This window comes from Micromonospora reichwaldensis (assembly GCF_031845925.1).
GTDB lineage: Bacteria > Actinomycetota > Actinomycetes > Mycobacteriales > Micromonosporaceae > Micromonospora > Micromonospora reichwaldensis.
On sequence record NZ_JAVRFL010000056.1, the window covers coordinates 1 to 20,647 of the forward strand.

Annotated in this window: 19 protein-coding genes; 7 read left to right on the forward strand and 12 right to left on the reverse strand. The window is 72.1% G+C overall.

What is annotated here, in order from left to right; genetic code table 11:
* Positions 1-129 (forward strand): BTAD domain-containing putative transcriptional regulator (locus RM555_RS31110; protein WP_396888843.1); only part of this gene is annotated, 129 nt, incomplete at its 5' end.
* Between the two features lie 80 nt (positions 130-209).
* Here the strand turns inward: RM555_RS31110 and RM555_RS29565 are convergent.
* Positions 210-1,442, reverse strand: a complete 1,233-nt coding sequence (locus RM555_RS29565; RefSeq protein ID WP_311414795.1) for a cytochrome P450 family protein — start codon at positions 1,440-1,442, stop codon at positions 210-212.
* A gap of 240 nt (positions 1,443-1,682) precedes the next feature.
* Here RM555_RS29565 and RM555_RS29570 point away from each other — a divergent pair, with 240 nt between their 5' ends.
* Positions 1,683-2,546: a 3-hydroxybutyryl-CoA dehydrogenase gene (locus RM555_RS29570; RefSeq protein WP_311414796.1), complete on the forward strand. Its 864-nt coding sequence runs from the start codon at positions 1,683-1,685 to the stop codon at positions 2,544-2,546.
* Between the two features lie 44 nt (positions 2,547-2,590).
* Positions 2,591-3,079, forward strand: a complete 489-nt coding sequence (locus tag RM555_RS29575) for a pyridoxamine 5'-phosphate oxidase family protein (RefSeq protein WP_132240862.1) — start codon at positions 2,591-2,593, stop codon at positions 3,077-3,079.
* Between the two features lie 28 nt (positions 3,080-3,107).
* On the opposite strand, the gene RM555_RS29580 is transcribed toward RM555_RS29575, so the two are convergent.
* The 7 genes from RM555_RS29580 to RM555_RS29610 form a co-directional block, all read right to left on the reverse strand.
* Complete coding sequence (locus tag RM555_RS29580; RefSeq protein ID WP_311414797.1) at positions 3,108-3,740, reverse strand: heme oxygenase-like domain-containing protein; 633 nt, start codon at positions 3,738-3,740, stop codon at positions 3,108-3,110.
* Between the two features lie 3 nt (positions 3,741-3,743).
* A complete protein-coding gene (locus RM555_RS29585; protein ID WP_311414798.1) occupies positions 3,744-5,468 on the reverse strand; it encodes an acyl-CoA dehydrogenase family protein in 1,725 nt (574 codons plus the stop codon).
* A 102-nt stretch (positions 5,469-5,570) separates the two neighbouring features.
* Positions 5,571-6,620, reverse strand: a complete 1,050-nt coding sequence (locus RM555_RS29590; RefSeq protein WP_311414799.1) for a methyltransferase — start codon at positions 6,618-6,620, stop codon at positions 5,571-5,573.
* Complete coding sequence (locus tag RM555_RS29595) at positions 6,617-7,360, reverse strand: N-acetyltransferase (RefSeq protein WP_311414800.1); 744 nt, start codon at positions 7,358-7,360, stop codon at positions 6,617-6,619. The genes RM555_RS29590 and RM555_RS29595 overlap by 4 nt, the downstream gene beginning before the upstream one ends.
* A gap of 17 nt (positions 7,361-7,377) precedes the next feature.
* Complete coding sequence (locus RM555_RS29600) at positions 7,378-8,136, reverse strand: leucyl/phenylalanyl-tRNA--protein transferase (protein WP_311414801.1); 759 nt, start codon at positions 8,134-8,136, stop codon at positions 7,378-7,380.
* A complete protein-coding gene (locus RM555_RS29605) occupies positions 8,136-11,150 on the reverse strand; it encodes a non-ribosomal peptide synthetase (RefSeq protein WP_311414802.1) in 3,015 nt (1,004 codons plus the stop codon). Before RM555_RS29605 ends, RM555_RS29600 begins: the two co-directional genes overlap by 1 nt.
* Positions 11,151-11,396: 246 nt before the next feature.
* Entirely contained in the window at positions 11,397-12,263 is an 867-nt protein-coding gene (locus RM555_RS29610; RefSeq protein WP_311414803.1) for a helix-turn-helix transcriptional regulator, read from the reverse strand.
* Positions 12,264-12,429: 166 nt separating this feature from the next.
* Between RM555_RS29610 and RM555_RS29615 the strand changes: the two genes are divergently transcribed.
* Positions 12,430-13,371: an isopenicillin N synthase family dioxygenase gene (locus tag RM555_RS29615; RefSeq protein WP_225852038.1), complete on the forward strand. Its 942-nt coding sequence runs from the start codon at positions 12,430-12,432 to the stop codon at positions 13,369-13,371.
* Positions 13,372-13,507: 136 nt separating this feature from the next.
* Here the strand turns inward: RM555_RS29615 and ispH are convergent, their stop codons facing one another.
* Positions 13,508-14,452, reverse strand: coding sequence for a 4-hydroxy-3-methylbut-2-enyl diphosphate reductase (gene ispH / locus RM555_RS29620; RefSeq protein ID WP_311414804.1), 945 nt, complete (start codon positions 14,450-14,452; stop codon positions 13,508-13,510).
* A gap of 104 nt (positions 14,453-14,556) precedes the next feature.
* Positions 14,557-15,141 (reverse strand): TetR/AcrR family transcriptional regulator, encoded by a 585-nt coding sequence (locus RM555_RS29625; RefSeq protein WP_311414805.1) that lies wholly within the window; start codon positions 15,139-15,141, stop codon positions 14,557-14,559.
* 93 nt (positions 15,142-15,234) lie between these two features.
* On the opposite strand from RM555_RS29625, the gene RM555_RS29630 reads away from it, so the two are divergent.
* Positions 15,235-16,626, forward strand: a complete 1,392-nt coding sequence (locus tag RM555_RS29630; RefSeq protein ID WP_311414806.1) for an MFS transporter — start codon at positions 15,235-15,237, stop codon at positions 16,624-16,626.
* A 183-nt stretch (positions 16,627-16,809) separates the two neighbouring features.
* Here RM555_RS29630 and RM555_RS29635 read toward each other — a convergent pair whose 3' ends face one another.
* Together RM555_RS29635 and RM555_RS29640 are read right to left on the reverse strand one after the other, a co-directional pair.
* Positions 16,810-17,472, reverse strand: coding sequence for an NPCBM/NEW2 domain-containing protein (locus tag RM555_RS29635; RefSeq protein ID WP_311414807.1), 663 nt, complete (start codon positions 17,470-17,472; stop codon positions 16,810-16,812).
* A gap of 45 nt (positions 17,473-17,517) precedes the next feature.
* Positions 17,518-17,673 carry a hypothetical protein gene (locus tag RM555_RS29640; RefSeq protein WP_311414808.1) on the reverse strand — a complete coding sequence of 52 codons (156 nt, stop codon included), beginning with the start codon at positions 17,671-17,673 and terminating at the stop codon, positions 17,518-17,520.
* Positions 17,674-17,925: 252 nt separating this feature from the next.
* Here RM555_RS29640 and RM555_RS29645 point away from each other — a divergent pair, with 252 nt between their 5' ends.
* Together RM555_RS29645 and RM555_RS29650 are read left to right on the forward strand one after the other, a co-directional pair.
* Positions 17,926-19,047, forward strand: coding sequence for a VCBS repeat domain-containing M23 family metallopeptidase (locus RM555_RS29645; protein WP_311414809.1), 1,122 nt, complete (start codon positions 17,926-17,928; stop codon positions 19,045-19,047).
* A 433-nt stretch (positions 19,048-19,480) separates the two neighbouring features.
* Positions 19,481-20,506 carry a hypothetical protein gene (locus tag RM555_RS29650; protein WP_311414810.1) on the forward strand — a complete coding sequence of 342 codons (1,026 nt, stop codon included), beginning with the start codon at positions 19,481-19,483 and terminating at the stop codon, positions 20,504-20,506.
* Positions 20,507-20,647 lie beyond the last annotated feature (141 nt).

A 20,647-nucleotide genomic window follows, 5' to 3' on the forward strand; every position in this document is an offset into this window, starting at 1 on the left:
GTCTACCGACGCACCCGCGAAGCCCTCGTCGACGGCCTCGGCCTCGAACCCGGCCGCAGCCTCCAAGAACTCCAACAACGCATCCTCGAACACGACGCCAAAATCCAAATCCCCGCACTCACCCACTGATCCACGGCCGTGACCGCGCCGACGGCCCCGGACGCACCGCCGCCCGGCCCGCGTCGCGGGCCGGGCGGCGTGGTGTCCGCCTACCGGTGGTTCAGCAGCACCGGCAGCGACGCCACGTCGTTCGCCATGAACGAGCGCAGCGGCTGGATCTCGTCCGGCGCCACGGCCAGCGCGAGGTTCGGGAAGCGGGCGAACAGCGCCGGCACCGCCACGACCGCCTCCAGTCGCGCCAGGCGGGCGCCGGGGCAGAAGTGCGGACCCGCCCCGAACGCGAGGTGCTCCTTGTTCTCCCGGTCGATGTCGAACACGTCCGGGTTCTCGTGGACGGCCGGGTCGCGGCCGTGCGCCAGGTAGCTGATGAGGATGGCGTCGCCCGCCCGGATGACGACCCCCTCGCCGAGGTCGATGTCCTCCTTCGCCCAGCGCATCGGCAGTGCCGCCACCGGGCAGTGCGCCCGCAGCGCCTCCTCGATCGCGTCCGGCCAGCGGGCCGGGTCGGCCAGCAGGGTCGCCAGCTGGTCCGGGTTGGCGAGCAGCTCGCGGACCGTGTGGTCGATCAGCGTCACGGTCGTCTGGCTGCCGCCGCCGATGAGCAGCAGCAGCATGTCGACCAGCTCCTGCTCGCTGAGCGGCTCCTCGCCCTCCACCCGGGCCGCCATCAGGAAGCTCGTCAGGTCGTCGGACGGCTCGCGGCGCTTGAGGTCGATCAGCGTACGCATGGCGACGTTCATGTCGACGTAGACCGCGGCCGACTCCTCCTCCGGCACGTTGTCGGTGTTCAGCACCACGCGCAGGATGCGCAGCACCTCGGGCCGCAGGTCGTCCGGCACCCCGAACAGGTCGCAGATCACCCTGGTCGGCAACTGCTGGGAGTAGATGGTGTGCAGGTCGACCGGCTCGTCCGCCGGGTGCGTCGCCAGGTCGTCGAGCAGCCGCCGGGCGACGAGCTCCACGTGCGGGCGCATCGCGTCGATCCGCTTCGGGGTCAGCGCCGGCGCCACGAGCTGCCGCAGGCGCTGGTGCTCGCGGCCCTCCGCAGTGGACATGGACTCGACGTCCACCCACGGCGACAGCCACTTGATCTCGCCGGGGGTGTAGCTGGGCACGTTCTTCTTGACGTTGCGGGAGACCCCGGGGTGGGTCAGCAGGCGCCGGACCACGTCGCCGCGGGTGATCGACCAGGCCAACATGCCTTCCGGCAGCTCGACGGCCACCGCGGGGCCGGCCGCACGGAACTCGTCGATCTGCGCGTACAGGCACTTGCCGCCGCGACTGTCGATCTGGGTGGTGGGGGCAGCGCTGAAGTCGACCATAGTGCGCCTCCTACGATGGTGAGGGAACGCAGAGAAAGGTAACTGTCGATCGGGAACTGCCGGGTAACGGCTTTCTCGCACCCGCCACGAATTCGCCTGGACAAAGGCGCAGATCATTGCGTCGGGCCGGCTGACCAACCTATCGTCCTACCACGACACGTGTCAGGGAGCGGCGATCCCGCCCTACTCACCGAATTCCGCGGCAACCCCATTTGTTAACGCGTGTGCGGAGGCAGAAACATGGACAGGATTCGCCGGGTCGGCGTCGTCGGGTGCGGGGTCATGGGCGCCGGGATCGCCGAGACGTGCGCGAGGGCCGGCTTGGACGTGCTCGTCGCGGTGTCGCGGCCGGCCTCCCTCGCACCGGGCCGGGCGCGGCTGACCGCGTCGCTGGACCGCGCGGTGGGCCGGGGCAAGCTCAGCGAGGCGGATCGGGACGCGACGCTGGGTCGGGTGTCCTTCACCGCAGACCTGACGGACTTCGCCGACCGGCAGCTGGTGGTCGAGGCCGCCTCGGAGCAGGAGTCGATCAAGCTCGACGTGTTCGCCACCCTCGACAAGGTCGTCGAGGACGAGGACGCGATCCTCGGCTCGAACACGTCCTCACTGCCGATCGTGAAGCTCGGCGGCGTCACCGCCCGGCCCGAGCAGGTGGTGGGCATCCACTTCTTCAACCCCGCGCCGGTCCTCCCCCTCGTGGAGGTCGTCGGCTCGGTGCGTACGGACCCGCGGACCGTCGAGACCGTCGACGCGTTCGTCACCGAGGTGCTCGGCAAGCAGGTCGTCCGCGCCAAGGACCGCGCGGGCTTCGTGGTGAACGCGCTGCTGATCCCGTACCTGCTCTCCGCCGTGCGGATGGTGGAGTCCGGGATGGCGTCGGTGGCCGACATCGACAAGGCGATGACGCTCGGCTGCGCGCACCCGATGGGTCCGCTGCGCCTCGTCGACCTGATCGGGCTCGACATCGTGGCCGCGATCAGCGAGTCGCTGTACCGGGAGTTCCGGGAGCCGCACTACTCGCCGCCGCCGCTGCTCGCCCGCATGGTGGCCGGCGGCATGCTCGGCAAGAAGTGCGGCCGGGGTTTCTACGAGTACGGGCGATGAGCGCGTACGCCGCCGCAACGTCCCCCGCGGAGGTGGGCTGAACCATGGACCTCGTCGACCGTCTGCACCGCGTCGTCGCCGACGCGAAGTACCTGTCCCTGTCCACCGTCTCCCCCGACCGCCGGCCGTGGACGGCGGTGCTGCAGTACGCGTGGCTGCCCGACCCGCTGCGCTTCCTGTTCGGCTCCGCGACCCAGTCCCGGCACAGCAGGCACGTGGCGGCCCGCCCGACGGTGAGCGGGGCGCTCTTCGTCACCGGCGACGGCGGGCTCACCGAGGTCGACGGCGCCCAGTTCACCGGCACCTGCCGGGAGCTGACCGCCGACGAGGTACGCGCACACCACGCGACGTTCTACGACGCCCTGCTGCCGGACGAGGCGAGCAGGGCGGAGTACACCCTGCCCGTGTCGGCGCTGCTGCCGCCGGCAGAGCACCGCATCTACCAGATCTCGGTGGACCGCGTGTGGCTCGTCGACACCAGCACCTGGATCGAGGACCGGATCGACCGCCGGATCGAGGTGGACCTGCCCTGAGCGGGGCGGGTCCACCCCGGTCCCGGGGTCACTCGGCCATCGTCGCCCAGAACACCGCCTCGTAGGCGTGCACCATCCGCGCCGCGCGCAGCGCCTCCACCGGGTCGTCGCCCGCCGCGAGGCCGGTCGACACCACCCCGGCCGCCTGCTCCAGCACCTCGTCCGGCGTCTCGGCGAAATAGCGGAAGTGCGCGACCGCCTCGTCGGAGAACCCGTAGCGCGCCTGGAGGGCGTCGGCCATCCGGGCGTAGAAGCCACCCGACTCCTCGACGTTGACCAGCAGGGCCAGCGGGATCGCCGACCGCGGCCCGAACACGGCGGTCCGGACGATGAAGGACGGGTACGCCTGGGCCAGCGGTCGCGGCTCGTGCGCCCGCAGTTCCTTCTCCCCCAGGCCCACGGCGGCGGCGAAGGCCGGCAGCAGGCCCAGCGCCTCCTCCTCGGCGCCCGCCATGGCCAGGAACAGCGGCTCGGGGAAGCGGGCCGCCAGGAACGCGAAGCTGCTCCGGTCGCTGGACACCAGGTGGTACAGCTCGCCGGCCAGGGCGCGCAGCCGGTCGGCCGACACCTCACCGCGCTCCAGCAGCTCCAGGAACCGGTTGGGCGCCAGCTCCAGCGACCGCCGGCCCTGTGCCACCAGCTCTGCCACGTGCTCGTCCACTAGTCACCTCCGAATCGTGCGGTGCAGGTTCGGGCCGCTCGCCGGTCCCGGTACGGGCTCGGCGATCCACGGCCCCTCGATGGACGCGTCGAGCACGCCCTCTTCCAACCAGGTGAAGCTGCCGCCCAGCACCCGCCGGGCGACCGCGACGTCGTCGGCGTCGGTGTTGTCCCGCAGCCGCCGGCGCAGCTCCGCCACCCGCTGCCGGGACTGGCGGCAGAACGCGTCGGCCAGCTCGACCGCGGTGCCGCCGAGCGCCCTGGCGTACACGCAGGCGGCGGTCATCGCGTACAGCTCGGCGGCGACGTCCACGACGCGGCCGAGGAACAGCTGCCGCTCGGCGACGGCCTCGCCCCACCGCTCCCGGCCGTCGGCGAGGTGCCGGGCCAGCTCGGCGCTCGTCGCTTCGGCGAACGACAGGTGCCCGGCCAGGTCGCCGAAGCCGGGCGGCGGCGTGAAGGGCCTGGACCCCTCGGCCGGGCCCTCCTCGTCCGCCAGCGCGTCGGTCCCGACGAACACCCGCAGCGCCTCGCTGGAGCCGTCGAAGATCCGACCGATGCGCAGGTCCCGGAACAGCTGCTCGACGGGGACGCCGCGCTCGCCGCGCGCGGCGGCCGACTCGGCGGTCTCGTACCCGCGACCGCCCCGGATCTGCATCAGCTCGTCGACGATCCGCCACGCCTGCTCCGACGCGAACAGCTTCGCGAGCTCGGCCTCGGTGTGCGTGTCCAGCACGCCGGCGTCGGCGTGGCGGCCGGACACCTCGACCATGGCCTCCAGCGCGAAGGCGGTCGCCGCGATGTAGGCGATCTTGCCCGCCACCGCCTCGTGCTCGCCGATCGGCCGGTCCCACTGCACGCGGACGCCCGACCACTCGCGGGCGATCCTCAGGCTCCACTTGGCGGCGGCGGCGCAGACGGCGGGCATCGACAGCCGGCCGGTGTCCTGCGCGGCGAGCGCCACCTGGAGCCCCTGCCCCTCCGGCCCGATCCGGCGGCTCGCGGGCACCACGACCCGGTGCAGCCGGACGACCCCGTTCTCCAGGCCGCGCAGCCCCAGGAAGGAGCTGCGGTGCTCCACCGTGACCCCCGGCGCGTCGGCCTCCACCACGAACGCGGACATGCCTCCCGGGCCGCTCTCCGAGGGCGGGACCAGGGCCATCACCACGATCAGATGGGCGATGGTGCCGTTGGTCGTCCACAGCTTCACCCCGTCGAGGCGGTAACCGCCGTCGCCCGTGGGGGTGGCGGTGGTCCGCATCCGGAAGGGGTCGTTGCCGATGTCGGGCTCGGTGAGGGCGAAGGCGGAGATCTCGCGTACGCACCTCGGCAGCAGCTCGCGCTTCTGCGCGTCGGTGCCGAACAGCCGCAGCGGCTGGATGAGGCCGATCGCCTGGTGCGCGCCGAGCAGCTCACCGAGCGAGGAGTGCGCGGTGCTGACGATCATCAGCGCCCGGTGGTAGCAGACCCCCGACAGGCCGAGCCCGCCGTACTCCTTGGGGAGCTTGATGGCGAACGCGCCGAGGTCGCGCAGTCCGTCGACCACCTCGTCGGGGATCCGGTCCTCGCGCTCGATGAGCCGGCCGTCCACCTTGTCGGTGCAGAACGCGCGCAGCCGCGCGAGGAACGCCTCGGCGTCGGCGTCGAGCCCGGCGTCGGGCAGCGGGTCGAGCAGGTCGACCCGCAGCCTGCCGCGCAGGAGTTCGCTGCCGAAACTCGGTCTGGTCATCGTTGCCTCCCCGTTGCGCGGATGGGTCTGGATCGGGACACGGGCCGGGCCACGTTCGACTCGCGTGAGCGGGTGCGCCCGTGGCCCGGTCCTCGACGTGGGTCAGCTCGCCGGCACGGCCTTGATGAGCGAGAGCGGGCCCGCGGCGCCGTGGCCGCACCACTCGACGGTGAAGCCGGTCTCGGCGAGCAGGGACCGGAACTCGCTCTCGGTCCGCTCCCGGCCGCCGGCGGTCACCAGCATGTTGATGTCCGTGTAGAACATCACCGGGTTGTCGGTGTTCGCGGTGTCCGGGAGCACCGATCCGACGATCAGCAGCGTGGCGTCGGCGGGGATGTGGGCACGCACCGTGGCCAGCAGCTTCCGGGCGTTCTCGTCGTCCCAGTCCTGGAAGACGCTCTTGATGACGTACAGGTCGCCGCCCTCGGGGACCGACGAGAAGAAGTCGCCGGCCACGATCTCGCACCGGTCGGCGACACCGGCGGTGGCGAGCACGCCGGCGGCCTCGGCCACGCCCGCGGCGCTGTCGAAGCACACCCCCCGCAGGTGGGCGTGGGTGCCGAGGATCGCGGCGAGCAGCGTCCCGTCGCCGCCGCCGACATCCACGACGGTACGGACGCCGGAGTAGTCGTACCCGTCGGCGACGAGCTGGGCGGACGCCCTCGACTCCTGTCCCATCGCCACGTTGAACAGCGCGGACAGCTCGGGGTTCTCGGCGAGGTGCACGTACGCGTTCTTGCCGTGCACGTGGTCGAAGGCGCACTCGCCGGTCTCGATGGTGTGCCGCACCTGCTGCCAGGACGCGAACAGCGTGGGGTTGGTGAAGAACCGGGTGAACGCCCACAGCGAGTTCGGCGAGTCGGTGCGCAGCTGCTCGCCCACCTCGGTCAGGCGGAACTCGCCCGGCGTCGGCTCGACCAGCACGCCGATGGCCACGAGGGTCCGCAGCAGCCGGTGCAGCGACGGCGCGTGGGTGCCCGTCGCCTCGGCGAGCTGCGCGCTCGTGACCCGGCCGTCGTGGATGTGGTCGGCGAGCTTCAGCTCGGCGGCGAGCGCGAGCGACTGCGAGGCCATGTAGCCGCCGATGATCTCGATCAGGGCGGCGCGGTTGCGGATCTTGGAGGCCAGGCTGGCCGGAACGGTGCTGGTCATGAGGCATGCCTTTCCGCGAGGGGGTGTCGAACCCACACGTTGGGCTCGACGTAGACGGCGTGGTCGTGGTCGACGTTCACCGCGACCGGGGTCAGGGCACCCGGCACGACGACCGGTCCGCTGGTGTCGAAGGGAAGCCCGGTCCAGTCGCGCCACTGCGCGAGGCTGCCGGAGATCGTCATGGAGGCCGGGCAGACCTGGAGCACCTGCCCGCCCGCCCGCACGTGCACGCGCAGCCACGGGTCGGCCGGCAGCCCGTCGTCGCGGGTCCGGGCCGCGTACCCCGGCATCGGCTCGTGCGGCTCGGCGTGCTTGCCGCTGGGCCGGACCGGCCCGACGACGTCGCGGTAGCCGTGCCGGCGGGCGTTGTCCTTGACCGCGGCCAGGACGCGCCCCGACATGTTCCGGGCCTGCATGCCCGGCACCACGGCGATCTCCAGTGCGCACAGCGCGGTGAGCTCGCGGCCGGCGGAGGTGTCGAGCATGCTCATCCCCAGCACCGCGTCCCAGCCGGTGTCGGGCAGGCTCGCCGGGTCGCCGTCCCACGCGAACGGCACGCCGGCCGCGCGGGCCACCACCGTGTCGTCGGATTCGACGACGACGAGCTGGTGCTCCGGGTACCGGTCGAAGGCCCAGCCGATCACCATCGGCTCGGGCGGGATGTACTCGGGCCACGAGGCCTCCATGTGGAGCATCGCGTCCCGCAGGTCCGGTCGCTCGGCGAGCGTCAACACGCGCACGGGGTCACCTCCCTCGGTCAGGCGGCCAGGCTGCGCGCGGGCAGCGGGTCCGCGGGCATGGCGCAGTGGTCGTCGGCGTGCCTGCGCAGCAGCGCCAGGTATTCGGTACGGGGCACCGCGACCGCGCCGATGAGCTTCGCGTGGTCGCCGTCGTGCTGGACGTCGACCGCGACGCCGCCGCTCTCCGCGACGCGCCGCACCAGGCACGCGACCGCGACCTTCGCGGCGCCGCTGCGCAGCGCGAACTGGGAGTCGGCGCTGAACACGCCACCGACCCGTACGCCGAACGTGCCGCCGACCAGCTCGTCGCCCTCCCACACCTCGACGCTGTGGGCGTGCCCCGCCGCGTGCAGCTCGCGCAGCGCCGACACGAGCCGGTCGGTCAGCCACCGGGGCTCGCGGCCCACGCGGCAGTGCTGGACCACCCGGTCGAAGCAGACGTCGAGCGTCGTCGTCCACTCGACCTTGTTGCGCAACTGCCGCCGCAGGCTGCGCTGGATGCGGGCCTGGTCGACGCGGATCACCGGGCGCGGGTCTGGCGAGCACCAGGCGACGGCGTACGGGTCGGCACTCCCGGCGAGCACCGCGATCCGGCCGGCGGCGACGTCCGCCTCGTAGGTGAACTCGCTGACGATCTTCCGCTCCTCGGTGTCGGCCGGGAACGGGAACAGCCCGTGCCGGTAGGCGCCGAAGAGCGTCGTCGCGGACAGGTCGTCGCCGAACGCGACCGGGCCCTCGGTGGGGGCGTGGGTGAGGTCGAGCGTCTCCCAGCCCATCACGCCGCCCGCAGGAACCCGGTGCGGGTCAGGTAGCCGATGTAGCGGTCGAGCATCTCCGCGTCCACCGTCGGGATCTCGATGCCGCTGCCGCGCAACGCGTGCTCCACGTTGGTGCGGGAGAAGACGGGGAACGTCGTCTCCAGGTACATCTCCGCGACGCTCATCTGGCCCGTCGCGCAGCGGTCGATGAACAGCGGCGCGAAGGGGGTCATCGGATGGTCGGGCTGTTCGACCGCGACCCGCACCATCTCGTCGAGCCACTCGGCCCAGGTCACCTCGCGGATGTCGTGCCCGTGCGCCCGCAGGCGCTCGACCAGCACCGAGATGTTGACCTTCCCGGGGTTGGTGAGGTGGTAGACCTCGCCGGCGGGCCGGGACGCCCTGGCGATGTGCGCGACCGCGGCGGCGAACACGTCGACCGGCGTGTAGTCCAGCGGCAGCTCCGCGACGGGGGCGGTGCCGGTGTCCACCACGAACTTCTTCATCGCGCACATCTCCGTGGCGATGTTCCACGCGCCGTTGACCCGGTCGCCGGAGATGTCGGCGGCCCGGTAGATCGCCACCGGCAGCCCCTGCTCCGCCGCCCGGTGCAGCAGCGCCTCGGCCACCCACTTGCTCTCCACGTAGCCGACGGAGAGGTGGTCGGCGTACGCCAGCGGGGTGTCCTCGTCGACGTGCCGGACGCCGGCGGTGCCGAAGCCCGCGACGACGGCCATGGTCGACGTGTAGTGGACCGGGACGTTGCGGTGCCGCGCGGCCATCCGGATGATCTCGCGGGTGCCGTCGACGTTCGCCGGCCGCATGTGCGAGTACGGGTAGATGAAGTTGACGGCCCCGCCGGGGTGGTGGATGACGTCGACCGTGCGCGCCAGCTCGTCGAAGGCCGCGTCGGACAGGCCGAGCCCGGGTGCCGCGAGGTCGCCGGGGACGGCGACGATCCGGCCCGCCGCCTGGTGCCCGGCGAGGTCCTCGCCGAAGTAGTGCCGCGCGTTGGCCTGGATGCGGGCCAGGCCCTGCTCCGGCCCGTCGGCGCGCACGAGGCAGTGCACCACGGCGTCCGTGCTCGTCAGCAGCTCCCGCAGCAGGTAGATGCCCAGGAAGCCGGTGGCGCCGGTGAGGAACACGTGGCGGGGGTCCTGCCAGCGCGGCTCGTCGGACACGTCGCGCCGGACCTGCACGTCCAGCTCCGTCTCGGCGGCGAAGTCCACCCGCTTGCGGGTGTCGTCGCCGGCCAGCGTGCCCTCCCGGGCCTCGCGCACCGCCCGCGCCAGACCGCGCGGCGTCGCGTCCTCCAGCAGCAGCCGGATCAGCGGACGCACCTGGGTGATGAGCACGCCGAAGGAGCCGCGGATCTTCGCGAGCAGTTCGGCGGCGAGGATCGAGTTGCCGCCCTGCGCGAAGAAGTTGTCGTCCGGCAGCACCCGGGGCACGCCGAGCACCTGCCCCCACAGCCGGGTCACGCCGCGCTCCACCAGGTCGACGGGCGTGTCGTCCACCGCCTCGGCGGCGACCGTCGCGGTGCCCGGCGCGGGCAGCGCGGCCAGGTCGACCTTGCCGTTGGTCTTCAGCGGCAGCTCGTCGAGGGCGACGAACGCCGTCGGCACCATGTAGTCGGGCAGGTGGCGGCCGACGAAGTCGCGCAGCTCCGCGACGTCCAGGGGCCGTGGGCCGGTGTGGTACGCGACCAGGCGCCGCTGGCCGTCGTGCTCGTACGTGGTGACGGCGACCGTGTCGACGCCGTCGTGCGCCGCCAGCGCCGCCTCGATCTCGCCGGGCTCCACCCGGAAACCACGGATCTTGACCTGCCGGTCGATGCGCCCGATCACCTCGAGGTTGCCCTCGGCGGTCCAGGCGCCCAGGTCACCGGTCCGGTACATCCGCGCGCCGGGCTCGGACGCGAACGGGTCCGCGCGGAAGCGGTTGGCGTCGTCCTCGGTCAGGTAGCCGCGCGCCACGCCGCGACCGCCGATGTGGATCTCACCGCGCTCGCCGGGGCCGACCGGCCGGCCGTGCTCGTCGAGGACGTACACGACGGTGCCGGGCAGCGGCCGGCCGACGGGAGCCGCGCCGCGGGCCGGCAGCACGTCGGCGGTCAGGTCCATCAGGCAGGAGGTGATCGTGGTCTCGGTGAGCCCGTAGGCGTTGACCAGCCGCACCCCGGGCATCAGGTCCAGCGCCGTGCGGCAGTCCTCCGCGTTGACCGCCTCACCGCCCACGATCACCAGCCGGACCGGCAGGTCACCGGCCTCCGCGCCGACCTCGGCGAGGAAGCGGCGCCAGTACGCGGGGGTCAGGTCCATCACGGTGACCCCGTGGTGGCGCAGCCGCTCCGGCAGCTCGCTGGGCGCCCAGCTCAGCTCGGGCAGCACCAGCGTCGCCCCGCCCAGCAGCGCGACCGTGATCTGCTCGATGGAGGTGTCGAAGGAGAGCGCGCCGAACTGCAGCACCCGGTCATCGGGGATGACGCCGTAGCGGCCGGCCAGCTCCCCGCACAGGTGGCTCAGCGAGTCGTGGTTGACCACGACGCCCTTCGGCGTACCCGTGGATCCCGACGTGTAGATGATGTAGGCGGCGTCCCCGCCGCCCTCCGCCACGGCCGGGGCGGTCGCGGCGCCGTCCGCGACGCCCGCGGTGAGCGCCCTGACCGGCAGGTCGGCGAAGCGCGCCAGGTCGCGTCCGTGGGTGATGACGGTGGTGCAGTCGGTCTCCTTCACGAACGCCTCGACCCGGCTGTCCGGCAGCCCCGGATCCACCGGCAGGTAGGCCGCGCCCGCCTTCCAGATGGCGAGCAGGCCGACGATGGCGTCGATGGAGCGTTCCAGGTGGACCATGACCACGGAGTCCGCGCCGACGCCCTCGTCGACGAGGTGGCGGGCCAGGCCGTTCGCCCGGCGCTCCAGGTCCGCGTAGCTGATGTGCGCGTCGCCCTGCACGACCGCGGTCCGGTCGGGCTGCGACGCCGCGCGGACGGCGATGAGTTCGTGGACACGCGGTTGCGTACGGATGTTCATGTTTTCCCTCGGGTGTGAGCACGGTCGTACCCGTGGATTTACCTGCCGCTGACCCAACGAAATTCGATACGGGCGACACTACTGCCTGACGGCGGTTCCCCCGACTACCAGAATGAGCATGGAACCAGAATTGACACTACTCATCAGGGTAGTCCTTTAGGCACGGTCCACCCTTCGTCGAATTCAACGTGAAGGACGCAGGAAATCGCTATGTGGCAGTGCTGCCCGGAAGGTCCGGAGCGCCCGCTACGCCGCGGAGGAGACCGGTACGTGGCGGACGAGCTCCGCCCGCGAGGAGATGCCCAGCCGGCGGAACAGGCCGCGCAGGTGGTAGTTGACCGTGTGCGGCGACAGCCGTACCCGGGTCGCAATCTGCCGGTTGGTCATGCCCTCGGCGACGAGCCGCGCGATGGCCCGCTCGACGCCGCTGAACGACTCCCACGCGCCGCCGGCGTCCGGGCGGTGCTCGCGGGCGGCGGGCGCGGAACGCAGCCCGATCCTGCGCCGCAGGTCGGCGGGGGCCACGGGCTCGGCCGACGGCTCGGCGGCGCGGGACGCCCGGGTCACGGCCCGGCGCCGGCGCAGGCGGTCGCGGTCGACGCGGAGCGCCTGCCGCACGGCGGGCGGCAGGGCGTCGAGCACCGCCCACCACACCAGCTCGTGCCGGAAGGCGAGGTCGTCGCCCACCCAGTCGAGCAGACCGGCGTCGAGCAGCGCGTCCAGGTCCGGCAGCAGCTGGGCGGTGTTCCGCCGGGTCAGCGCCGTCAGCTCCGCGAGCTGGCAGGACCGACCGAGCACGGCGGCCACCCGCAGCAGCTGCCACGATCCGGTCGGCGCGCCGCGCAACGTGGCACGGACCAGCTCCTGGACCCGCTTCGGCGTCCGCGCCCGGCCGGGCCCGTCGGTGACGCCCTCGACGCGGATGCCCTCGCGCAGCGCGGCCAGCAACAGCGGGTCCCCCGCCGCGGCGGCGACGAGCAGGCGTACGGCAGGATCCGCCACGACACCGGGCGGATCGGCGACGAGCCGACCCACGGCGCCCCCGGACAGCGGGCGGCCCGCCTCGGCGAGCGCCCCGACCATCTGCGACAACTGCTCGTTCTCGTATGCCACAACGCAATCGTGCACGTGAATGTCTGCCGGTCTCAACATTGCCTTACCACCAGGTACGCCGAGCAATTACCCGCACGTGGGGGAAGCGGCACCGCAGCGGCTTCCCGGCGGGTGACCCGGGATTGCTTCGATCAATGTAATGACGTCGCGAGAGAGGCGGGCAGTTGTGGAACCCGTTGTGGTCCAGGATTTCGTACCGGCGATCGACCTGTCGGGCCGCACCACCGCCGAGGGGCGCGCGGCCATCGCGGCAGCCATCGGCAAGGCGTGCGAGGGTTCGGGGTTCTTCACCGTCGTGGGGCACGGCGTGCCCCGGGAGCTGGTGAACCGCATGTACACCACCACGAAGACCTTCTTCACCCGACCGGAGGAGGAGAAGGACCGGAGCGCGAACCGCGGCTCCGGAGTGTCGGGCCTGCGCCGCCCGGGCGGCCCGTACGAGGCGTTCGCCGCGCACGTGACGGGCGACCTGAGCGACGAGGAGCGCGCCCGGCTGGGCACGCACCCGGCCACCTGGAAGGCGGCGAACATCTGGCCGGACGACGACTTCAAGGCGGTCTGGTACGAGTACATCGCCGCCATGACCGAGCTGTCGGCGGACATCATGCGGCTGTTCGCACTCGCCCTCGGGCTGCCGGAGGACTTCTTCGACAGCAAGTTCGACGAGCACGTGTCGCTGATCATCGCCAACTACTACTACCCGACGCCCGACGACGGCGTGCTGCGGCGGGAGATGCACACCGACTGGGGCAGCCTGACGGTGCTCTACGTGGAGGACGAGCTGGGCGGTCTCCAGGTGCGGCGCGGCGACGACGACTGGCTGGACGTGCCCGCCATCCCCGGCAGCTTCGTGGTGAACATCGGCGACCTGATGGCGTTCTGGACCGGCGGCCGGTGGGCGTCGACCGTGCACCGGGTGGTCAACCCGGAGGGGACGGACGCGCCGTCGCGCGTCTCCATCCCCTTCTTCTACCTGCCCAACCACGACACCACCATCGAGCCCATGCGCCCGCTGGCCCAGGAGAGCGCCGAGGCCGGGCTCGACCGGGTGACCGTCGGCGAGTGGTTCTCGCACAAGATGCAGTCGACGTACCAGGCCTCCGCGTAGCCGACCCGCGCGGCGCCCGCCGGACCGCCCCGCACACGCGGTCCGCCGGGCGCCGCGCGGTGGGCGGGTTGGCGGCGGGCGCTCCGGACGCGCGGTGCACCGGGCAGCGGGCGGCCCGCCGGGCGGCGGTCCGGTGTCAGAGGGAACGCACCGCGCCCGGCACGGTGAACTCGATGGTCTCGCGGGCGACCTCGCGCTCCACGACCGTCACCGGCCCGCGCGCCCGCAGCGCCTCGACCACGCCCTCGACCAGGCGCGGCGGGGCGGACGCGCCCGCGGTGACCCCGACCGTGGTGACACCCACCAGCCACTCCGGCAGGATCTCCGCCGCGTCCTCGATGAGGTGGGCCGGTCGGCCCGCCCGGCGGGCCAGCTCGACGAGCCGTTGCGTGTTCGCCGAGTTGGTCGAGCCGACCACGAGCACGAGGTCGGACTCCTCGGCGACCGTACGCAACGCCGTCTGCCGGTTGGTCGAGGCGTAGCAGATGTCGGCCGAGGACGGTCCACGCAGCGCGGGGAACCGCTGGCGCAGCACGTCGAGCACCTCGGCGGTCTCGTCCACGGCGAGCGTGGTCTGGGTCAGGTACGACACCCGGTGCGGGTCGGGCACCTGGACCGTGTGCGCGTCCTCCAGCGACTGCACGAGCAGCATCCGCTCCGGCGCCTCACCCAGGGTGCCCTCGGTCTCCTCGTGCCCCGCGTGCCCCACGAGCAGGACGGTGTCCCCACGGTCGGCGTACCGGCGCGCCTCCGTGTGCACCTTCGCCACCAGCGGACACGTCGCGTCGAACACCTCCAGGCCGAGCCGGTCGGCCTCGGCGCGCACCACGGGCGACACCCCGTGCGCCGAGAACACCACCGTCGCGCCGGCGGGCACCTCGGCGAGTTCCTCGACGAACACGGCGCCGCGCGACTCCAGGTCGGCGACGACGTGCGCGTTGTGGACGATCTGTTTGCGGACGTACACCGGGCTGCCCCGGCTGGCGAGCGCACGCTCGACGATCTCGATCGCACGCTCGACACCGGCGCAGAACGCACGCGGTGCCGCGAGCAGTACCGTTACGGACTCGGCTACGGACATCACGCACTCCTTCCCACGCATCTCCGCAGTATCGAGCCGGGTCCTCGCAATCCGGTGGGGTTCCGATGGAGCACCAGCGACGACGCCCCGCGCCGGGACGTCCGCTATCCGTTCACCTGGTAGGCGGCGAGGACCGTCTCGGAGATGAGGCGGGGGGCGTCCGCCCGGTCCACCTTTCCGCTGGCCACGTCGGCGGCGGCGCCCTTCATGATGTGGTGCAGCACGCTGGTCAGCCAGCTGGCCGGCAGGTCGACCCGGAACACCCCCTCGTCCTGACCCCGGCGGATCAACTGGTCGACGCGTCGCGCCGGCTCGGCGTGCAGCTCGTGCACGCGTTCGGGCGGCAGCGACGCCTGCGCCGCCTCCAGCACGGCGCTCGACTGGGCGATCAGCAGCCAGCTCGACCGGATCAGCACACGCAGGGCATCCCGTGGGTCGCCGGTCAGGTCGAGGCCCGCGAGGAGTTCCTCCCCCTCGGCCAGCACCCGGGTCAGCGCGGCCTCGACCAGGGCGTCCCGGGACGGGAAGTGACCGTAGAGGGTCACCCGTCCCACCCGCGCCGCCTGCGCGATGTCGCTGACGCTGGCGTCGGGGTCGCGACTCAGGCAGCTCACCGCCGCCTCCAGGATCCTCTCCACGTTCTGCTGGGCGTCGGCCCGGCGGGTCGGCTTGGCGAGTGGGCGAGTCATGGAGATTCCCCTAAGTCGAACAGACGTGCATGAGTTAACGTGTCTCCGTAACTTGAACACTACCGTTCAACTTGGCGGAGGAGCCTGGCAGCCATGGCCGAACCTGTGACCGCAACCGAAACTCCCACACCCGCGAGTCCGCATCCGCAGCGCTGGCGGATCCTGGGCCTCGTCGGCATCGCCCAACTGATGCTGATCCTGGACGTCACCGTCGTCGCGATCGCCCTGCCGCACATGGGGTCGGACCTGGGGATGGACCGGGAAGCCCTCACGTGGGTGGTGAGTGGATACACCCTCACCTTCGGCGGCCTGCTGCTGCTCGGCGGGCGCGCCGCGGACCTGTTCGGCGCCCGGCGCCTCGTCCTCGCCGCGCTCCTGCTGTTCAGCGCCGCTTCCCTGACGGCAGGGCTGGCGACCAGCGGCCCCATGCTGCTGGGCGGTCGCGTCGGGCAGGGCCTCGCGGCGGCGCTCCTCTCCCCCGCCGCCCTGTCCCTGGTCGTCACGATCTTCGACGGCGACGAGCGCAACAAGGCGCTCGGCATCTGGTCGGCGCTCGGCGGCGGCGGTGCCGCCCTGGGCGTCCTCCTCGGCGGCCTGCTCACCGCCGGGCCGGGCTGGCCCTGGGTGTTCTTCGTCAACGTGCCGGTCGGGATCATCCTGCTGCTGGCCCTCCGGATGCAGCTTCCGCCCCAGGCGCCCACCGGCGCGCCGGGCCGGCTCGACGTGCCCGGCGCGGTGCTGGTGACGGCCGCCACCGGATCGCTGATCTACGCGCTGATCCGCGCCGGCGACGTCGGCTGGGTCAACCCGACGATCCTGGCGCTGCTGGTGGCCGCCGTGCTCCTCTACGCCGCGTTCGTCGTCCGGCAGCGCCGCGCCGCGAGCCCGCTGATGGACGTACGGCTGCTGCTCCGCCGGCCGGTGGCGACCGGGGCGCTGCTGATCCTCGTCGCGACCGCGCTGATGATCACCGTCTTCTTCCTGGGCACGTTCTACCTCCAGAACCACCAGGGCTACGGCGCCCTGCGCACCGGGCTGCTCTTCCTGCCCGTGGCGATCACGACCATGCTCGGCGCGAACGCCGCCGGCCGCGTCATCGGCCGGATCGGGGCGCGCACCCTCGGCGTCCTCGGCCTGCTCGTCGCGGCGGCCGGCATGGCGGTCCCCGCCGTGGTCGACGGGACCGCGGCCCTCGTCATCGGGGTGAGCGTCGCCGCCTCCGGCACGGGCGTCCTCTTCGTCGTGGCGTCCGCCGTCGCGCTCGGTCAGGTCGCGCCGCAGGAGGCCGGTCTGGCGTCCGGCATCGTCAGCACCTTCCACGAGTTCGGCGCCTCGCTCGGCGCCGCCGTCGTGTCGAGCATGGCCGCGGCGAGCATCGCGGGCACCAGCACCGCCGGCTTCACCCGCGGCTTCACCACCGGCGCCGTCATCGCCGTCGCCGCCGCCGTCCTGGCCTTCATCATCACCCCCCGGCCGACCCACTGAGCCCCGACCCGGTGGCCGGCGGGGGCCCGCCCACCGACCACCGGGTCGGACATCCTCGACCACGACCCCGACAGGCGGGCGCGGGAACGGCCGGTGGGGGCCCGCCCACCGGCCGCCGGGTCGGAGCCCGGCACGCTCCGGGGACGCGCGGGCGCCGCCACCGTCACATCGACGGGCCGGCGCTCACCGGCGCACCCGCGGCGCGATCCAGGCGCCGAGGCTGTCGCCGTGGCACTGCTCGACGCTGGTGGTGCTCACCCGCAGCGACACCTGGGTCGAGTCGCTGATGTCCACCTTGACCGGGCGGGTCCTCCCGAGGCCGACCGTGGTGGTGAAGACCTCCTTGCGGTCGGAGAGCACGGTGAACCGCAGCGGCATGGCCTTCGGGGACTCGTCGGCGATGCCCACGGCCGCCTCGAAGACCCGGAACTGCCGGCTCACCACGAACGTGACCGTGAAGCTGTCGTTCAACCAGCACGGAGACGCGGTCAGCACCGCCTCGTGCCGCTTGCCGGCGACGGTCAGCGGCTCCTGCTCCCAGCCCTCGAAGTCGTCCACCTCGCGCATCTCCGTCAGCGGGACCACGCCGGCCGGGGGTGACGGCGACGCGGTGACCGCGGGCGACTCGGGTGTCGGGGCGGGGTCGGTGGGCGCCGCCGGCGGGGTCGGCGAGGGCTGCCCGCTGGACGGGGCACCCTGGACCGGCGGCGCGGCACCGCCGCCGCTGCTGTCGCGGGTCAGCTCCAGCGCGACGGGAATGGCCGCCGCGATCACCGTGGCCACGGCGGCGATGACCGCGCCAGCGATCGCGGGATGGGACGAGCGACGCCGTCTCGGGACAGACACGCTTCGATTATGGCAACTCCGCGCACACGCGCCGGGCGCCGACAGTCAGTGCCCGAGCCGGTCGAGGATCCTGGCCGCCACGTCGAGGGTGTTCCCCTCGGGCGCGGCGGGACAGCCGCCGATCGTCCCCCGCCAGCGCTCCTCGTGCGCGACGACGCGGGCGCGCAGGACGTCAACGTCCGGCGCCTGCCCCGTCGTCACCGCCCGAGCCAGCCAGGTCGCCCAGCCCCGGCCGCCGACGCCGCAACCGGGGCGCTGCTGCTCTTACCCGAGCCGGCCCAGGGCGGCGACGACGCATTGAGCCATTGGCGATCTTGACAGTCTCGGCCTCGTTGGGACACCCTCTGGGCCAGATCGCGCCCGAAGGCCCGCGGCTCACGGGCGTGCGGTCGCAAGGTCTATTTTCCACACAGATGCACGGAGGCTCATTTGCGTCGCGATATCGCAGTCAGCATGGCTGCGCTTGTCGCCGTGCTCGGCATCCTAGTTCCTCAGGGGTCCGCGCTCGCCGGCAGTGGCGCACCATTCAAGCTGCCCTACCGGGCTGGACACGCGTACACCATCACCCAGACCCCCGGGAGCGGCTACTCCCACAACGACGGCTACAACCGACACGCCGTCGACTTCGCGATGCCGCAGGGCACCCCGATCGTCGCCTCGGCCGCCGGCACCGTCCGCTACGAGGGATGGAGCAGCGGCGGAGGCATAATCGCCCTGATCGACCACGGCAACAATCGATGCTCCCAGTACGCCCATCTCAGTGCCACCATCGTCGACAGAGGACAATGGGTGGCGCAGGGGCAGCACATCGGCGCGTCCGGTGCCACCGGAAATGTGACCGGTCCACATCTGCACTGGAACGTCGTCTACTGCGACTCCCAACTCAGCCGCGAGATCCCCAACACCGTGGAGAACGGCACCAACTACCCCACCGGCACCGCACCCGTGAGCCAGAACTCCCTTTCCACCAGCCTGCCGGGAGCTGATGGCGAACGGGTGTCCGACTTCAGTGGTGACGGTGCCGCCGATGTCCTGGGGGTCGCCGCCAACGGCGACTTCTGGTACTACCCGCACAACCTTTCCGGTCTGAGCACCCCGGTGAAGATCGGGATCGGCTGGGCGGCCTTCAAGCACGTCATGGCCGCCGACTGGAGCGGCGACGGCGCCGCCGACATCCTAGGGGTCGATTCCTCAGGAAGGCTGTTGTACTACCCGAACAACAGCTACCAGCTATCCGGCTACACGCAGATCGGGAATGGCTGGGCGGCCTTCAAGCACGTGATGGCCGCGGACTGGAGCGGCGACGGCGCCGCCGACGTCCTGGGAGTCGACGCCAGCGGAAACCTCTGGTACTACCCGCACAGCGGAGCCGGCCTCGGCAACCCCGTCAAAATCGGATACGGCTGGGCGACCTTCAAACACGTCATGGCCGCCGACTGGAGCGGCGACGGCGCCGCCGACATCCTGGGAATCGACGCCAACGGAAACCTCTGGTACTACCCCCACAGCGGACCCGGCCTCGGCAACCCCGTCAAAATCGGGCACGGCTGGGCGACCTTCATACACGTCATGTGACAGCAACGATCCACCGGGGCGGGTCGGCCCAGGCACCAGACCGGGTGCCCCGGCCGACCCGCCGGCCAAGGCGCCGAGCCGGGGACGCGCGAGACGCAGGCAGGGTCGTCGGCTTGCGGTGCTCGTCCTGCGGCCCGTTGGGTCGCGCAGGGTTCACCCCTTCCTTGGCTTTCCTGAGCTGCGGCCCCTGCCTTCGAAAAAGTAAGACTGCTGTCGACTGGCGTCGATCCCTACCGCTGGCCTGCTCGCCTTGTAGCCTCCAGTCGGCCTCTGACCGCGCCTGTCGGCCAATTTCGCTGCACAGCCAACTTATGCCCGGCCCGAAGCCCGGACGCAACGGAGTCGTGGCAGTTGCCGCCATCAATTACCGTCCCAGCGGCAGACAACTCACAGCACGGGGGAACCCTTGACGAATTCCTTCAGTACCCGGCGCATGCTCGCCTGGACCGCGCCCGTTGCGCTCGCGCTGACCGCGCTCGCCCCGGTCCTGCCAGCCCAGGCCGCGCCGAAACCCACGCCCGCCGTCACCACCGGCCCGGTCGACAAGGACCTCAACGGCGACGGGGTGCCCGACCTGGTCGCTGTCGGCGGTCCGGGCACCGGTCTGGGCTCCGGCGTCTGGTCCGGGCTCGGCGTGAAGTCCCGCAAGACCGGCGTAGGCACCGGCCAGGTGCAGACTCCGGCCAGCAACGTCGGCCTGCGCGGCAACGGTGTCACCGGCAACGCCTCCCCGGCCGACTTCGATGGCGCCCAGGTCATCACTGGGCGCTTCACCGGCGTCGAGCACCAGGACTTCCTGTACTACTACCCGACCGGGACTTCCGCCGGTAACGGTGGCGTCATCCGCGGTGCCGGGGACGGCACGATGAACAACCCGGTCAGCGGCAACCAGTTCTCGATCTTCTCCGACAATCTGATCGACGCCAACGGCAACAGCCCGCTGCAACTGGTGAACGCGTTCCAGGCTGACGGCGTCGACACCGGCATCCCGGACCTGCTCGGCATCGCCGGGGACGCCACCAACGGCTACCGGCTCGGCTACCACCCCAACTACTACGCGCCGGGCCTCTACTACGGCGTCACGGGTCTGACCAACCCCACGCCGACCGGCGGGACCGACTGGCAGAACTGGAGCCTCGCCAGCACCGAGACCGCCTCAGGGATCGCGCTCTTCCTGCGCAACGCCGGCACCGGTGCCCTGTACCTGTGGACCGGAGCCACCATGATCGACAACGGCGACGGCACCGGCACGCTGACCCACACCCAGTACCAGGTGGCGGCGAACTGGAACACCGGCGTCGCAATCACCACGCTGCAGGCCGCCGACATAAACGCCGACGGCACCCCGGACCTGTGGACCGTGCTGCCGAACGGCACCTACCGGGCGTACCTGATCTCCGGCCTGTCCAACAGCGGCACCGCGACGGTCATCGCCACCCGCGCCCAACGGCTTGCCTGACCTCCCGGGCAGCCCATCGGACCTCCCGACTGCAAATCGGAAGGTCGGCGGTTCGGCCCCGCCCCTGGCCACATAGCCTTCGCCGGGCTAAAGAGATCCCCACCTGCGGTAACGCAGGTGGGGATCTCATGTGCGCCCTCG

Excerpts from the sequence above, each read along its gene's own strand:
- RM555_RS29565 (WP_311414795.1), bottom strand. The coding sequence starts at position 1,442 with ATGGTCGACTTCAGCGCTGCCCCCACCACCCAGATCGACAGTCGCGGC.
- RM555_RS29570 (WP_311414796.1), top strand. The coding sequence starts at position 1,683 with ATGGACAGGATTCGCCGGGTCGGCGTCGTCGGGTGCGGGGTCATGGGC.
- RM555_RS29575 (WP_132240862.1), top strand. The coding sequence starts at position 2,591 with ATGGACCTCGTCGACCGTCTGCACCGCGTCGTCGCCGACGCGAAGTAC.
- RM555_RS29585 (WP_311414798.1), bottom strand. The coding sequence starts at position 5,468 with ATGACCAGACCGAGTTTCGGCAGCGAACTCCTGCGCGGCAGGCTGCGG.
- RM555_RS29590 (WP_311414799.1), bottom strand. The coding sequence starts at position 6,620 with ATGACCAGCACCGTTCCGGCCAGCCTGGCCTCCAAGATCCGCAACCGC.
- RM555_RS29600 (WP_311414801.1), bottom strand. The coding sequence starts at position 8,136 with ATGGGCTGGGAGACGCTCGACCTCACCCACGCCCCCACCGAGGGCCCG.
- RM555_RS29605 (WP_311414802.1), bottom strand. The coding sequence starts at position 11,150 with ATGAACATCCGTACGCAACCGCGTGTCCACGAACTCATCGCCGTCCGC.
- ispH (WP_311414804.1), bottom strand. The coding sequence starts at position 14,452 with ATGTCCGTAGCCGAGTCCGTAACGGTACTGCTCGCGGCACCGCGTGCG.
- RM555_RS29625 (WP_311414805.1), bottom strand. The coding sequence starts at position 15,141 with ATGACTCGCCCACTCGCCAAGCCGACCCGCCGGGCCGACGCCCAGCAG.
- RM555_RS29630 (WP_311414806.1), top strand. The coding sequence starts at position 15,235 with ATGGCCGAACCTGTGACCGCAACCGAAACTCCCACACCCGCGAGTCCG.
- RM555_RS29645 (WP_311414809.1), top strand. The coding sequence starts at position 17,926 with ATGGCTGCGCTTGTCGCCGTGCTCGGCATCCTAGTTCCTCAGGGGTCC.
- RM555_RS29650 (WP_311414810.1), top strand. The coding sequence starts at position 19,481 with ATGCTCGCCTGGACCGCGCCCGTTGCGCTCGCGCTGACCGCGCTCGCC.